General features: G+C 73.4%; 12 protein-coding genes. 9 read left to right on the top strand and 3 right to left on the bottom strand.

Going from position 1 to position 13,735, the window contains the following annotated elements; genetic code table 11:
- Nucleotides 1-56: 56 nt before the first annotated feature.
- On the top strand, nucleotides 57-1,040 hold the full coding sequence (locus tag NFU81_RS13030) for a DUF5926 family protein (protein WP_251489148.1): 984 nt from the start codon (nucleotides 57-59) through the stop codon (nucleotides 1,038-1,040).
- Nucleotides 1,041-1,355: 315 nt separating this feature from the next.
- On the opposite strand, the gene NFU81_RS13035 is transcribed toward NFU81_RS13030, so the two are convergent.
- Entirely contained in the window at nucleotides 1,356-1,559 is a 204-nt protein-coding gene (locus tag NFU81_RS13035) for a hypothetical protein (RefSeq protein ID WP_251489150.1), read from the bottom strand.
- Between the two features lie 333 nt (nucleotides 1,560-1,892).
- Nucleotides 1,893-2,585, bottom strand: a complete 693-nt coding sequence (locus NFU81_RS13040; RefSeq protein WP_251489152.1) for a bifunctional DNA primase/polymerase — start codon at nucleotides 2,583-2,585, stop codon at nucleotides 1,893-1,895.
- 583 nt (nucleotides 2,586-3,168) lie between these two features.
- On the opposite strand from NFU81_RS13040, the gene NFU81_RS13045 reads away from it, so the two are divergent.
- Complete coding sequence (locus tag NFU81_RS13045) at nucleotides 3,169-4,752, top strand: PP2C family protein-serine/threonine phosphatase (RefSeq protein WP_251489154.1); 1,584 nt, start codon at nucleotides 3,169-3,171, stop codon at nucleotides 4,750-4,752.
- A 36-nt stretch (nucleotides 4,753-4,788) separates the two neighbouring features.
- Nucleotides 4,789-6,318: an aminopeptidase P family protein gene (locus NFU81_RS13050; protein ID WP_251489156.1), complete on the top strand. Its 1,530-nt coding sequence runs from the start codon at nucleotides 4,789-4,791 to the stop codon at nucleotides 6,316-6,318.
- Between the two features lie 30 nt (nucleotides 6,319-6,348).
- Here NFU81_RS13050 and NFU81_RS13055 read toward each other — a convergent pair whose 3' ends face one another.
- Complete coding sequence (locus tag NFU81_RS13055) at nucleotides 6,349-6,840, bottom strand: ATP-binding protein (RefSeq protein WP_251489158.1); 492 nt, start codon at nucleotides 6,838-6,840, stop codon at nucleotides 6,349-6,351.
- A gap of 205 nt (nucleotides 6,841-7,045) precedes the next feature.
- On the opposite strand from NFU81_RS13055, the gene NFU81_RS13060 reads away from it, so the two are divergent.
- The 6 genes from NFU81_RS13060 (at nucleotide 7,046) to efeB (ending at nucleotide 13,733) form a co-directional block, all read left to right on the top strand.
- Nucleotides 7,046-7,855 carry a hypothetical protein gene (locus tag NFU81_RS13060; RefSeq protein ID WP_251489160.1) on the top strand — a complete coding sequence of 270 codons (810 nt, stop codon included), beginning with the start codon at nucleotides 7,046-7,048 and terminating at the stop codon, nucleotides 7,853-7,855.
- A 258-nt stretch (nucleotides 7,856-8,113) separates the two neighbouring features.
- Nucleotides 8,114-8,905: a YcnI family copper-binding membrane protein gene (locus tag NFU81_RS13065; protein ID WP_251489162.1), complete on the top strand. Its 792-nt coding sequence runs from the start codon at nucleotides 8,114-8,116 to the stop codon at nucleotides 8,903-8,905.
- Between the two features lie 105 nt (nucleotides 8,906-9,010).
- Complete coding sequence (locus tag NFU81_RS13070) at nucleotides 9,011-9,691, top strand: SCO family protein (RefSeq protein WP_251489164.1); 681 nt, start codon at nucleotides 9,011-9,013, stop codon at nucleotides 9,689-9,691.
- Complete coding sequence (locus tag NFU81_RS13075; protein WP_251489166.1) at nucleotides 9,688-10,170, top strand: copper chaperone PCu(A)C; 483 nt, start codon at nucleotides 9,688-9,690, stop codon at nucleotides 10,168-10,170. The genes NFU81_RS13070 and NFU81_RS13075 overlap by 4 nt, the downstream gene beginning before the upstream one ends.
- A gap of 7 nt (nucleotides 10,171-10,177) precedes the next feature.
- Nucleotides 10,178-12,370, top strand: a complete 2,193-nt coding sequence (locus NFU81_RS13080) for a copper resistance CopC/CopD family protein (RefSeq protein ID WP_251489168.1) — start codon at nucleotides 10,178-10,180, stop codon at nucleotides 12,368-12,370.
- Between the two features lie 55 nt (nucleotides 12,371-12,425).
- Entirely contained in the window at nucleotides 12,426-13,733 is a 1,308-nt protein-coding gene (efeB, locus tag NFU81_RS13085) for an iron uptake transporter deferrochelatase/peroxidase subunit (RefSeq protein WP_422665197.1), read from the top strand.
- The last annotated feature ends 2 nt before the right edge of the window (nucleotides 13,734-13,735 follow it).

Raw genomic sequence — 13,735 nt, forward strand, 5'->3', positions numbered from 1 at the left:
CCCGCCGAGCGCTAGGCTCGCGGCCGGAACACCGCCGCACCGGGAGAGACCGAGCCATGGCCAAGAAGCGCGCGACCGCCACCAGGAGCAAGGGGGCCGGACAGGCCGCCAGGACCGCGGAGGGGGCGGCAGTGCCGGTGGTCGGCGCGCGGGAGCCCTGCCCGTGCGGCTCGGGCCGCCGCTACAAGGCCTGCCATGGCCGCGAGGCGGCGCACGCGGTGACCGAGCTGGTCCGCCGCCCCTTCGAGGGCCTGCCCGGCGAGTGCGACTGGGTGGCGCTGCGCGAGCTGGTGCCGGCCGCGACCGTGCCGCTGACGCTCAAGGAGGCGCTGCCCGAGGGAGTCCCGTCGGTCACCCTCGGCACCGTCCTGCCGATGGCGTGGCCCGGGCTGCGCCGCGACACCGGCGCCGTCCTGCTCGGCCTGCAGAGCGACACCGCCTCCGGTGACATCAGCCGCGACCTCGCCGACACCCTGGCCCGGGCGCTCACCGCCGAGCCCGGCAACCCGGTGGAGGGCCGCAGGCCCGCGCCCGACGGACCGCGGCTGCAGGACCTGCTCGACCTGGACGCGCCCTTCGTGCCCGAGGTGCACAGCGGCTTCGAGTACTGGCTGGAGGACGCCGAGACCGCGACCGGCGAGGTGGCGGCGTCGCTGGAGCGCGCCAACCAGGCCGCCATCCCGACCGTGCGGCTGACCGGCGTCGACGCGGCCTACTGGTGCGAGACGCCGGAGAAGAACCACCTGCGCTGGGTCATGCCGCACCCCGAGGAGGCGCTGCTCGACGCGATGGCGCGGCTGCACGCGGCCGGCGCGTCCTCGCTGGGCGAGGGGACCCGGCTGGTCGGCTCCTTCCGCGCGCACGGGCTGACGGTGCCGGTGTGGGACCTGCCGGTGGGCATGGGCGCGGACGAGGTCGAGAAGCCGGCGGCGGCCTTCGGCGAGCGGCTGGCGGAGACGCTGGGCCGTGTCGAGCCGCTGACCGCGGAGGAGCGGCGGGCCAGGAGCGGCTTCACCAACCGGCAGATCACGCTCAGCTGAGCGCCGCGGGGCCGGGTGCCCGCGGGCGCCCGGCCGGCGGCTCGCGGCTCGCGGCTCCCGGTGGGGAGCCGGGAGTGAGGAGCCGCGGTGGACCGTCCGACCGGTCGGTGGGACCCGACTGAGCGGTCGGTCAGTGATTCCGGTCACAACTCCCTTGAAATCGCGGCGATTCGGGTGGCCCGCACCCTTCGGGGAATTTGCGTTCGGACGAAGTCTTGTTACCGTTTATTCAGCCCGGTCGCTGATGCATCCCCCGTCGTCAGCGACCGGGTTTTCCATGTCCTGACGCCGCTCGGCACAGGCTCCGCCGGGGGCTCAGTCGCCGTCCGCCGCGTCCGCGGGACCCTCGTCCGGCACGCGGTGCGACGCGCTGTGGCCCGCGTTGCCGCGGTGGGCGCCGTCGTGCGGACCCGCGGTAGCCGCGGCCAGCGGGAGGACCACGGCGAGCGCCGCGACACTGGCGGCGGCGATCAGGCGCAACCGGTCGCCGGTCTCCTGCGCCGGCTGGTGCGATGCCATGTACCGCTCCCCTTGCTGCTCGGTGGCCGAATGCCGTGAACCGAACATAGCGGGCCGGACTGTGACATCCGCCCCACCCGTCGCCGTCACGGCGGCCACCCGCGGCGGACGGCTACCCGAACGAGTGAGTGTGCGGCGCACGCCTGTCCGTACGAGCAGTGCGCCGACCGTACGCCTCCGCGCGTGCGGGGCGGGTAAGCACGTGGGGATGTATGCGGCGCCGGGAACATGCGGCGGGGTCGTAGAGGCGCGGCAATTGCCACGCCCCTACGACCCCGCCGTCGTTCGGGACACCGCCCCGCGGTCGTACTGACACGCCCGGCCGACGACCGGTCAGAACGTCAGCCGGTCGCCGTCCGGCGCCGTACGGCCGGCCCGGACCAGCGCGTCCACCAGGCGGGCGATCGGCGGCAGCCAGGGCGCCTGGTCGCCGGTCCGCTCATCCGGCAGCGGCGGCCGCACCCAGCGCAGCTGGCCGGTGCTGCCGCTCGACGGCGGAAGCACCACGTAGCCGCCGTCACCGTGGTAGCGCAGTGACGTGGGCACCCAGTCGTGGCTGTCCAGCAGTTCGCCGAGGTCGGCGAGCGAGTAAGGCGCGACCAGCAGCAGATAGCGGGTGGGGGTGGCGACCACAGGGCCGAGCCGTACCCCGAGGCTCTCCATCGCCTCCAGTGCGCGCGCCCCCGCCACCGCGGGCAGGCTCGCGGCGGACACCCGGTCTCCGGTGGCGAGCACCACCGGCGCGTCGGGCCTGCGGGTCCACCAATGGCGCACCATCCGCGGGTCGCGGGTCGCGGCCAGCAGTCCGGGGTCGAGCGGGTGCGCCCCGGGCACCGGGCAGTTGGGGCGCCCGCAGGCGCACGGCTGCGCTCCGGCCGCCCGCCAGCCGCCGCGGGTGTCGAACCCGGCACCGGGCACGACCCGCCATTGCCACTGCTCCGCGTAGGTGAGCGCCGCGTTGAGCAACGCGGTCTGCTCCTTTCGCTGTAGTGAGAGCTTGCGTCGCCTTCCGAGGATCTCGCGCATCAGCGCTCGTTCCTTTCCGTTAACGCCCAGGGATCTGCCCATTACAGAAACGTAACTTGTCGAGCACACCGCTTACGAGGCAGCGCATCACGCCGCCAGCCGAGCGTGGAACGTGACGGAGGGTAGCGCGCATATGGCGCCTGTCTGTTCGCGGTGCCCTGATCGTGACCCACGGATTCGTGGTGCACGCCGGGAGCGCCCGGCACCCCTCGCCACTCGGGGTTAGGTCGGCCGTCAACTGATTACGTACATACGACGCTTGAGCCAGACATCGGGTTCCTACCCATCGCCCGCAATATGACGCGCTGTTGGCTGGGATCAGTCGACAGCGCGCATAGAACGGGGGTGGTTGTTTTCAGCCAACGTATGGCGACAGGGCCGTCCGACGCAAGGAGTCCGACACCACTCCGTGTACCAGGACAATCCTGGACATGCCCACGATGGGGCGTGTAGAAGTGGGGTCCTTGATAGCGGCGCAGCACACATGGGGGTTTGCGATGCTAATCATGCAGGTGCTCCGCACACTGCGAACGAAAAGCGCTGATTGCCCCACCTGCTGGCCACTGGCCGGAAGCTCCCGGCCATGAACCCGGCCCACGTCAGAAAAGTGGCCGGAAGCGAGCCACTCAGGTCCGCTGCGGCGCATACTCCCGCTGCGCCTGTCGCCACCGCGGCCACCCCTTCCCCAGTGGCCCCCGCAGTCCCGCCCGCACCGGTGGCCGTGTCGGCCCCCGCACTGCCGGAGCGAGGCTCGCCTGAGCACTCACTGGCAGTGCAGGACCGCCTCGCGTCGTGGGTCTGCGACCTGTCCCTACTGCACGAACTGACCGAACGGCTCGCCCGCACAGCGCTACTCGACGACACGCTGCGTGAGGTCGTGCAGGCCGGAGCGACCCTGGTCGGCGCCCAGCGCGGCCTGATCGCGCTCTCACCGGCGGACGGCCTCGGCCCCGACACCACCGTCGGGCTGGGCCTGGGCCATGCCGATCTGGGCGCGCTGCAGACCGTGGATTTCGGCCGCGGCCCGGTGGACGCCGACGAGGCCGTACACGCCGACCTGCGGCACGGCGAACGGCCCGACGCCCGGCAGCGCGAGGTCGCCGCACAGCTCGGCCTCGGCGCCGCCTACGGGCTGGCGCTCGCCGCGAACGGCACCGGATTCTCACCCCGCGTGGGCGAATCCTCCACAAGCGGGGCCGGCTCCTCCACGGTCCCGGGCGTCGACGGCCTCCCGGCCTTCGCGGATTCCTCCCCGGATCTGAACGACCTCTCCACAGGAATCGTGGACACCTCCCCAGGGGTGAGCCGGCTCGGCAGCGTCGTCTGGTTCTACGACGAGGCCGCGGAACCCACCGACCGGCAGCGCCGGCTGACAGGTCTGTACCTGCGGTTCGCCGGTGAGCACATCGCCCGCGGACTGGAACTGGCCCGGGTGCGGCGGGCCAGTGCCGAACTGGCGGCGGAGACGCTGCCCGCCCGCCTGCCGCGGGTTCCCGGCGTGCGCATGGCCGTACGCCACAGCACCGGGCCACTGGGCGGCGGCGACTGGTACGACGCCCTGCCGCTGCCCGAGGGCTCACTCGGCCTGGCCGTCGGCGGGGTGACCGGCGCGGGTCCGGGCGCGGTGGCCGCGATGGCCCGGCTGCGGGCATCGCTGCGGGCGTACGCGGTGATGGAGGGCGAGGACCCGGTCGCGGTGCTCTCCGACCTCGAACTGCTGCTCAGGCTGACCGAGCCGGCGCGCTCGGCGACCGCGCTCTTCGGCCACGTGGGTGCCCCGCAGACGCCCGGCGGGCGCAGGGTGACGCTGGCGGGTGCCGGGCACTGCCCGCCGCTGCTGGTCGGCGACCACCGCTGCGAGTTCGTCGAGACGTCGCTCTCCGCGCCGCTGAACATGCTCAGCTGCTGGGAGGCCCCCAGCGTCGAGCTGCACGTACGCGCGGGCGAGAGCCTGGTCCTCTACACCGACGGGCTGCTGCACCGCACCGGGGAGCCCGTGGACCGGGCCTTCGCCCAGGTGCACGCCGCGGCCCAGAGCGCGCCCAGGACGGTGCGGGAGGATCCGGCGCTGCTGGCCGACCACCTGCTGCACGCCGTGCTGCCCGGCGGTCTGGACGCCACGGGGGGCGAGGAGGACCTGGTGTTGCTGGTGGCCCGTTTCGACTGACACGCGGCCCGCCTACGATGGACGGACGAGTTCATCATGAGGAGGCAGGACGTGGCGGAGGCCGACCAGCAGCAGGGCGCGAACGGGGACGAGCAGCGCGCGGCGAAGGACAGGACGGCGCAGGAAGCGCAGGGCGCCGGACAGGACAAGCCGATCAAGCAGCGCAAGAACGGGCTCTACCCGGCGGTGTCCGACGAGCTGGCCGCCGCCATGAAGACGGGCTGGGCGGACACCGAGCTGCACGGCCTGGCCCCCATTCCGCAGGCCGCCCACACCGCGGCACGCCGTGCCGCGCTCTCCGCGCGCTTCCCCGGCGAGCGGATCGTCGTCCCCGCGGGCAATCTGCGCAGGCGGTCCAACGACACCGACTACCCGTTCAGGGCGGGCACCGAGTACGTCCACCTCACCGGCGACCAGACGCAGGACGCGGTCCTGGTCCTCGAACCGCTGGCTGACGGCGGGCACGAGGCGACGGCGTATCTGCTGCCGCGCTCCAACCGGGAGAACGGCGAGTTCTGGCTGGACGGCCAGGGCGAGCTGTGGGTCGGCCGCCGGCACAGCCTGGCCGAGGCCGAGCAACTGCTCGGGCTGCCGTGCCGCGACGTGCGCAAGGCCGCAGCCGAGCTGCGCGCGGCCACCGGTCCCGTCCGGGTCGTCCGCGGCCACGACGCGGGCATCGAGGCGGCGCTCACCGACAAGGTGACGGCCGAGCGGGACGCGGAGCTGACCGCCTTCCTCTCCGAGCTGCGGGCGGTCAAGGACGAGTTCGAGATCACCGAGCTGGAGCAGGCCTGCGCGTCGACCGCACGCGGCTTCGAGGACGTCGTCAAGGTGCTGGACAAGGCCGAGGCGACCTCCGAGCGCTACCTGGAGGGCACCTTCTTCCTGCGCGCCAGGGTCGAGGGCAACGACGTCGGCTACGGCTCGATCTGCGCCTCCGGGCCGCACGCCACCACCCTGCACTGGGTGCGCAACGACGGCCCGGTCCGCTCCGGCGACCTGCTGCTGCTCGACGCCGGCGTGGAGACCCGCACCCTCTACACCGCGGACGTCACCCGTACGCTGCCGGTCAGCGGCCGCTTCACGCCGATCCAGCGGCAGGTCTACGACGCCGTCCACGACGCGCAGCAGGCGGGCATGGACGCGGTCAAGCCGGGCGCGGCCTACCGCGACTTCCACGAGGCCGCACAGCGCGTGCTGGCCGAGCGGCTGGTCGAGTGGGGGCTGCTGGACGGACCGGTCGCGCGGGTGCTCGAACTCGGACTCCAGCGCCGCTGGACCCTGCACGGCACCGGGCACATGCTCGGCCTCGACGTGCACGACTGCGCCCAGGCGCGGACCGAGGCGTACGTGGACTGCACCCTGGAGCCCGGCATGGTGCTCACCGTCGAGCCCGGGCTGTACTTCCAGGCCGACGACCTGACGGTGCCGGAGCAGTACCGCGGCATCGGCGTCCGGATCGAGGACGACATCCTGGTCACCCCCGAGGGGCACCGCAACCTGTCCGCGGCCCTGCCGCGGGGCGCCGACGAGATCGAGTCCTGGATGGCAGGGCTGCGCGGCTAGCCCGGGCCGGCGCCGCGGGGCACGGCGACGTCAGGACGCCTTGAGCAGGGCGTCGTCACGCCATTTCAGCATCTTGTCGAAGGACACGACCGTGCCGTGCCCGGGCCGGTCGTGGAAGCGCACATGGTCCACCAGCGCTTCGATGAGGAACAGCCCGCGCCCGTGCTCGGCGTACTGGCCCCGGTGGGTCAGCGGCCGGGCCGGGTGCAGGACCCAGTCGGGTTTGCGGTCGAACTCGGACATGCGGTCGAACTCGGGTGTGCGGTCGCGGGATGAACCCGGCCCGGAGTCGGCGACCTCGATCCGGCAGCAGTCACCGTCGATCAGGGCGGTGACGCAGTAACCGGTCGCCGATCCGGCGTGTTCCACGGCGTTCGCGCACGCCTCGGACAGAGCCACCGAGAGATCGAAGGAGATGTCGGGGTCGACCCCGGCGGTCTCCATGGTCCCCAGCAGAAGTCTCCGGGCGAGCGGGACGCTCGCAGCCTCGCGCCGCAAATGGAGGGACCACCAGATGCTCATGCTCCAGCCTCCTGGCTGCGGCTCGACATACGGATACGTATTGCCGCGAAGAGCGCTCCGTAAGCGTGGGGTTGACGTGATCCCGCTCATTCGGCGGATGCGTGCGCCCGGCGTATGGGTGTAAGGAATCGGTCGGACACACCACCGCGAGCCGGACACCCCCTGTTCCGCGCCCCCTGCGTGCGGTGAGAGGATGTCGGCCGTCATGGCTTCCCCCGCCACCGCTGTGCGCGCAGGCGCCGGCATGCGACTCCTGCGGGCCGCGGTGTTCACCGCGGTCTGCGTCGTGCTGGCCGCAGCCGGGCACACACTGGCCTCCGGCACTCCGGTGCCCGTGTGGTCGCTGGTGCTGGGGTGGTTCGCGGTCCTCGCCGTCGTAGCCCCGCTCGCGGGCCGGGAGCGGACGCTGCCGGGCATCGCCGCCCTCCTCGCGGGGGGCCAGCTCGCCCTGCACACGGTGTTCGGCGCGGGCCAGATGTGCGCCACACAGTCACTCACTCCTTCGAGTGACAACCATGGCGGACTGTTGTCGATCGCCGCCCGGCTGGTGTGCGACGGCCACGGGCCGCGGCTCACCGCGCAGTCGGCCCGGCAGGTCGTCATCAACGCGGGCATCGACCCGAACGGCCCGCTGTCCATGCCGGGCATGCCCGGCATGGCGCCCCAGGCGGGCGGCCGCACGCATCTGACGATGTCGGCCCTGCCGATGTGCTCGCTGCCGATGCTGCTCGGCCACCTGCTGGCCGCGGTGGTCGCGGGCTGGCTGCTGCGGCGGGGCGAGGCCGCGCTGTGGCGGCTGGTCCGGCTCTCGGTGCGCGGCGCGGCGGGGCTGGCCGTTCTGAGCCCCGCGGTCCTGCGCCGCGCCCACGCCCTGCTGTCGGCGCTCGCCGCAGCCGTGGCCACCGCAGGACCGCGCGGCATACGGCGTACGGGTGACGCCGGCGCCGGCTACCGCACGGTTCTGCTGCGGCACTCCCTGGCCAGGCGCGGCCCACCGGTGGCCCTGGCGGCCTGACGCGGCGTCCGCTCCTCCCGTGCACCTGGGGTGGGTCGGCGACGGCGCGCAGGCCGAGCCCGGCCGCGACCGGCACAGGAACGCACCTGTGGCGCACCCGCGTACCCGTACGGCATCCCGTCGCACATTGCCGCGGCGACGATCACCGCATACGTACGCGCGTACCACGACCGCACCCTTGTGCAGGCGGCGCGGCCCGCGCCATGCCACCGTCCGCACTTCTCACCGTGGAGCACCCCTGCCATGAGCAGCTCACGCATGCCACGCACGTCTCACACGTCCCGTACCTCCCGGCTGCGCGGCCGTGCAGCCGCTGTCGCGGCGCTCGCGGGCGCCACCGTCCTGCTGGCCGCCGTGCCGGCCTTCGCCCACGTCACCGTGCAGCCGAACACCGCTGCCCAGGGCGGCTACAGCACGGTCGCCTTCAAGGTGCCCAACGAGAAGGACAGCGCGTCCACCGTCAAGGTCGAGGTCAACGTGCCGACCGACCACCCGATCGCGTCGGTGTCGCTGCAGCCCGTCCCCGGCTGGACCGCGACGGTGACGACGTCGAAGCTGGCCACCCCGATCAAGACCGACGACGGCACCGTCGACAAGGCCGTCACGAAGATCACCTGGACCGGCGGCAAGATCGCGCCCGGGCAGTTCCAGCAGTTCCCGGTCTCCTTCGGCCCGCTGCCCTCCGACGCCGCGTCGCTGTCGTTCAAGACGCTGCAGACCTACGACGACGGCGAAGTCGTGCGCTGGATCGAGGTCCCCCAGGAGGGGCAGCCGGAGCCGCAGAACCCCGCGCCGACGCTGAAGCTGACCGCGCCGGCCGACGAGGGCGCGGCCGCCGCCACGGCCACGGGCACACCGGCGCCGGCCCCCGCCGCCGACAGCAAGGGCACCGCGCAGGCCTCCTCCGGCGGCAGTGACAGCGACGGCACCGCGCGCGCCCTGGGCGTCGCCGGGATCGTCGTCGGCGCCGCAGGCGTCGGCTTCGGGGTCTTCGCCGGACGGCGCCGCGCGGCCGCGCAGGGCGGCACGGACGGCGGCAGCGCCGCCTGACGGCACCGGCCCGCACGGGCCTTCACGCCGGGCGGCCGCGGTCCGCACGACCGCGGCTCCGTGGCCGCCCGGCCCACTCGTCACCGCACTCTGAGGACCATCGTCATGCGTACCACCATCAAGACCGGCGCCGTCGCACTCGCCGCCGCCTGCGCCCTCGTGCTGACCGGCTGCGGCAGCTCCTCGGGCGGCTCCTCCGGCGGCTCCGACGCAAGCTCGGGCTCCGGCACCCTGGCCGACGTGAAAGGCGCGAGCAACCAGCCGGGCACGCTGCTCGACACGCCCTTCGCCAAGCCGCAGCTCCACCTCACCGACAACCACGGCAAGCCGTTCGACCTGGTCAAGCAGACCGCCGGCCACCCCACGCTGCTCTTCTTCGGCTACACCCACTGCCCCGACGTCTGCCCGACCACCATGAGCGACCTGGCACTTGCCAAGGCCAAGCTGCCCAAGGCCGACCAGGACAAGCTGCGGGTCGTGTTCGTCAGCTCCGACCCGGAGCGCGACACCCCCGCCCGGCTGACGGAGTGGCTCGGCGCGATGGACAAGAGCTTCATCGGCCTGACCGGCTCCTTCACCGCCATCCAGACCGCGGCCCGTTCGGTGGGCGTCGGCATCGAGGCGCCGGTCAAGGAGAAGGACGGCAGCGTCACCGTCACCCACGGCGCCGAGGTGCTGGCCTTCTGGCCCAAGGACGACAAGGGCCACGTGCTGTACATGTCCGGCACCACGGCCGAGCAGTTCGCACACGACCTGCCGAAGATCATCAGGAGTGAGGCGCCGTGAGGCGGCGCCGCGCACTGCTGGGCGCGCTGGGCGGGGTCGTGGCGGTGGCCGCGGCCAGCGGCGCCGCGGCGGGCCTTGCCGGGCACGGCTCGGGTTCCGGGGGACCGGCCAGGCTGGCGGTCAGCGGCGGCTATATACCGCGGCCTTTGCTGACCGACGAAGCCGCGGCATATGTGACGGTGACCAACACCGGGGGTACGGACGCACAATTGACGTCGGTGACCACGCCGCTGGCCGGGCACGTCACCCTGCACAGCACGACCGGCACCACCATGCGCCAGGTGACCTCGCTGACCGTACCCGCGGGCGGCAGGCTCACCCTCGGCACCGGCGGCGACCACCTGATGCTGGAAACTCTCACCCACATGCCCTCGGTGGGCGAGCGGATCACCCTACGGCTCCACTTCACCCACGCCACGCCCGCCACGGTCACGATCACCGTGCCCGTGCGGCCGACGACGTATCACCCGAGGGGCTGAGCGAAGGATGAACAGACGGTTGTACGTGCCGCTGCACGCGTCGGCGTCGGCGTCCATTGCCGGGCCCATTGCCGCGCCCTCAGCAAGGGCAGGCGGTTCGCGCGGGCCGGCGAGGGGGCCGCTGCGCGGTCCGGTGCGCAGGCTCGCGGCGGTCGTGGCCGCCTGCGCCGCGCTCTTCGCGGTGGTGCTGGCCACGGCCGCGCCCGCGTCGGCGCATGCGGCGCTGATCCGCACCGACCCCGCGGACGGCTCCGTGGTGCAGACCGCGCCGCAGCAGGTGGTGCTCACCTTCTCCGAGGGTGTGCTGCTGTCCGCCGACTCGCTGCGGGTGCTGGACCCGGCCGGGACGAACGTGGCCACGGGTGCGCCCGGTCACGCCGCGGGCAAGGACTCCGGGTCCACCGCGACGGTCGCGCTGCGCACCGGGCTCGGCAACGGCACGTACACCGTCGCCTGGAAGGCCGTCTCCCAGGACAGCCATCCGGTGGCGGGCGCCTTCACCTTCTCGGTGGGTGCACCCTCCAGGACCACCGTCGACCTGTCCGACCAGGCCGCGCTCGGCGGCGGCGCCGCGGGCACCCTGTACGGCGTCGCCCGCTACTTCGCCTACGGCGGTTTCGCGCTGCTCGTCGGCGGCTGCGTCTTCCTGTCAGTGTGCTGGCCGCGCGGCGCCCTGCTACGGCCGCTGCAGCGGCTCGTCGCCGGCGGCTGGGCCACCCTGGTCGCGGCCACCATCGCGCTGATCATGCTGCGCGGCCCGTACGTCAACGGCAGCGGGCTGGGCGACGCCTTCGACCTGAGCGTGATCCGTACCCAGCTGGAGACCCGGCCGGGTGCCGCGCTGGTCTCCCGGCTGCTGCTGCTCGCCGCTGCGGCGGTCTTCCTCGCGGTGCTCTTCGGCAGCTACGCCAAGCGGGAGGACCCGGAGGAACGCGCCGACCTGGCGTGGGGCCTGGGCATCGGCGGCAGTGTCGTCGCCGTCGGCATCGCCGCCACCTGGGCGATGGCCGAGCACGCCTCGGTCGGTATCCAGCGCAAGGTGGCGATGCCCGTCGACGTGGTCCACCTGCTGTCCATGGCGGTCTGGCTCGGCGGCCTGATCACCCTGCTGACGGCACTGTTCGCACCTTCCGTCGCCGGTACGGTCGAACGCGCCGCCGTACGCCGCTTCTCCACCCTCGCCCTGACCGCGGTCACCACGCTGGTCTGCACCGGCACCTACCAGGCATGGCGGCAGATCGGCACCTGGCGGGCGTTCACCGACACGTCGTACGGGCGGCTGCTGCTGATCAAGATCGGGCTGGTCGGCGCGCTGGTGTGCGTCGCCTGGTTCTCGCGCCGCTGGACGCGGATGCTCGGTGAGCCGGGGGCTGTGGTCGCGACCGGTGTGGCCGCGGTGCTCGGCAGGGTCGGCCGGCAGACGGCCCGTCAGGCACCCCGTCAGGCCGTCAAGGCCGCGACTGGCGGCGGCGAGGCGGTGGTGGCGGACACGGAGACCGCTGAGAGCTCCCAGGGCACAGGCACAGGCACGGCCCCGGACACGAACGCGGGTGCGGACACAGGTACGGACGCCGGCACGGCCCCGGCCGCGGACGATCCGCGACGCAAGGAGCAGCTGCGCAGGCAGCAGGCCGCCCGTAAGGCCACCCGGGAGAAGAAGGCCCGCGACGCCGACCCGGCCAAGGTCGCGCTGCGCCGCTCGGTACTGGTGGAAGCCGGGATCGCCGTGGTCCTGCTCACCGTCACCACGATGCTCAGCGGCAGCCAGCCGGGCCGGGCCGCCGAGGAGCAGAAGGCCCTGGCGCCCGCGCCCGCCGCCCCCGGCGCGACCGCCCCGGCGCCCGGCGCGTCGCAGGACGTCAACCTGCGCATCCCCTTCGACACCGGCGGCACCGGCGGCAAGGGCACCGCCGACCTGAGCCTGTCGCCGGCGCGGGCGGGCGCCGCGGCCTCCGTTCACCTGGAGCTGACCAACTCCGCCGGGCTGCCTATGAAGGCGCCGGAAGTACGGCTGGCCTTCACCCTCCCGGCACAGAACCTCGGTCCGCTCCCTGCCAAGGTGAGCGCCTTCAGCGCCGGGCACTGGATCGCGTCGAACGTGACGCTGCCCCTGGCGGGCAACTGGCAGGTCGCACTGACCGTCCGCACCTCCGACATCGACGAGGTGACGGTGACAAGCACTATGCAGATCACGTCGTGAGCGAGCAGGCATGAGCAAGGCAGCAAGGACCGGAAGGCGCCAGAGCGGCGCGGCAATGGACCACGTGGAAGCGGACGGCGCGGCAATGGACCACGCCGTGGGACATGGCGACGCCCTGGCACAGCGGGAGCCGGCACCGATCAGCCGGCGCCGGCTGATCGGCACCGCGGGCGCAGCGGGCGCGGCCGGGCTGATCGCCGGCGGCGCCGCGGGGGCGGGCGTGGCGGAGGCCGTCGGCACCGAGCCGACCGCGCTGACCACGGTCGGCTCGGCGTACATCCCCTTCGAGGGCACCCGGCAGGCGGGCATCGTGCAGCCCGCGCAGGCCCGCGGCCACCTGGTGGCCTTCGACCTGGTGAAGGGCGCCGGCCGGAAGGACGCCGCCGCCCTGCTGCGGCGCTGGTCGGACGCGGTGCGCACGATGACGGCCCCTGACCGCCCGTCGGCGCCCGCGGCGTACGACGACCAGGTGGCGTACGACGCCGGTCCCGCCTCGCTGACCGTCACCTTCGGCTTCGGCCGCAGCTTCTTCGGGCGCACCGGTCTGGACTCCGCTCTGCCCAAGGCGCTCGCGCCGCTGCCGGACTTCGCGGGTGACCGGCTGGACGCCGCCCGCAGCAACGGCGACCTGTGGGTGCAGATCGGCGCCGACGACGCACTGGTCGCCTTCCACGCGCTGCGGGTGCTGCAGAAGGCGGCCCGCGACACGGCGACGGCCCGCTGGCAGATGAGCGGCTTCAACCGCACGCCCGGGACGACGCCCCGCCCGATGACCGGCCGCAACCTGATGGGGCAGATCGACGGCACCAACAATCCCAAGCCGTCGGACCCGGACTTCGAGCAGCGGGTCTTCGTACCGGCCCACGGGTCACCCGGGTGGATGGCGGACGGCTCCTACGCGGTGGTGCGGCGCATCAGGATGCTGCTCGACGACTGGGACCACCTGACGGTGGCGCGTCAGGAGAGGGTGATCGGGCGGCGCAAGTCCGACGGGGCGCCGCTGTCGGGCGGCACCGAGTTCACCCCGGTCGACCTGGGCAAGTTCACCGCCGACGGCTCCCCGGCCATCGCGGGCGACGCGCACGTCAGGGTCGCGGCGGCCGCGTCCAACGGCGGCGCGGCCATGCTGCGGCGGGCGTTCTCGTACCACGACGGCATCGGGTCGGACGGCACCCCGGACGCCGGGCTGCTGTTCGTGGCCTGGCAGGCCGACCCGTTGAAGGGATTCGTGCCGGTGCAGCGCAAGCTCGACGGCGGCGACGGCCTCTCCCGCTTCCTGCGGCACGAGTCGAGCGCCCTGTTCGCGGTCCCGGGCGGGGCCGGTGCGGGCGAGTACGTGGGGCAGCGGTTGCTGGAGGGCTGACG

It is taken from the genome of Actinacidiphila cocklensis, from assembly GCF_907177275.1.
Taxonomy (GTDB): Bacteria; Actinomycetota; Actinomycetes; order Streptomycetales; family Streptomycetaceae; genus Actinacidiphila; species Actinacidiphila cocklensis.

Coding starts and splice junctions, on each gene's coding strand:
- NFU81_RS13030 (WP_251489148.1), top strand. CDS start 57: ATGGCCAAGAAGCGCGCGACCGCCACCAGGAGCAAGGGGGCCGGACAG.
- NFU81_RS13035 (WP_251489150.1), bottom strand. CDS start 1,559: ATGGCATCGCACCAGCCGGCGCAGGAGACCGGCGACCGGTTGCGCCTG.
- NFU81_RS13040 (WP_251489152.1), bottom strand. CDS start 2,585: ATGCGCGAGATCCTCGGAAGGCGACGCAAGCTCTCACTACAGCGAAAG.
- NFU81_RS13045 (WP_251489154.1), top strand. CDS start 3,169: ATGAACCCGGCCCACGTCAGAAAAGTGGCCGGAAGCGAGCCACTCAGG.
- NFU81_RS13050 (WP_251489156.1), top strand. CDS start 4,789: ATGAGGAGGCAGGACGTGGCGGAGGCCGACCAGCAGCAGGGCGCGAAC.
- NFU81_RS13055 (WP_251489158.1), bottom strand. CDS start 6,840: ATGAGCATCTGGTGGTCCCTCCATTTGCGGCGCGAGGCTGCGAGCGTC.
- NFU81_RS13060 (WP_251489160.1), top strand. CDS start 7,046: ATGGCTTCCCCCGCCACCGCTGTGCGCGCAGGCGCCGGCATGCGACTC.
- NFU81_RS13065 (WP_251489162.1), top strand. CDS start 8,114: ATGCCACGCACGTCTCACACGTCCCGTACCTCCCGGCTGCGCGGCCGT.
- NFU81_RS13070 (WP_251489164.1), top strand. CDS start 9,011: ATGCGTACCACCATCAAGACCGGCGCCGTCGCACTCGCCGCCGCCTGC.
- NFU81_RS13080 (WP_251489168.1), top strand. CDS start 10,178: ATGAACAGACGGTTGTACGTGCCGCTGCACGCGTCGGCGTCGGCGTCC.
- efeB (WP_422665197.1), top strand. CDS start 12,426: ATGGACCACGTGGAAGCGGACGGCGCGGCAATGGACCACGCCGTGGGA.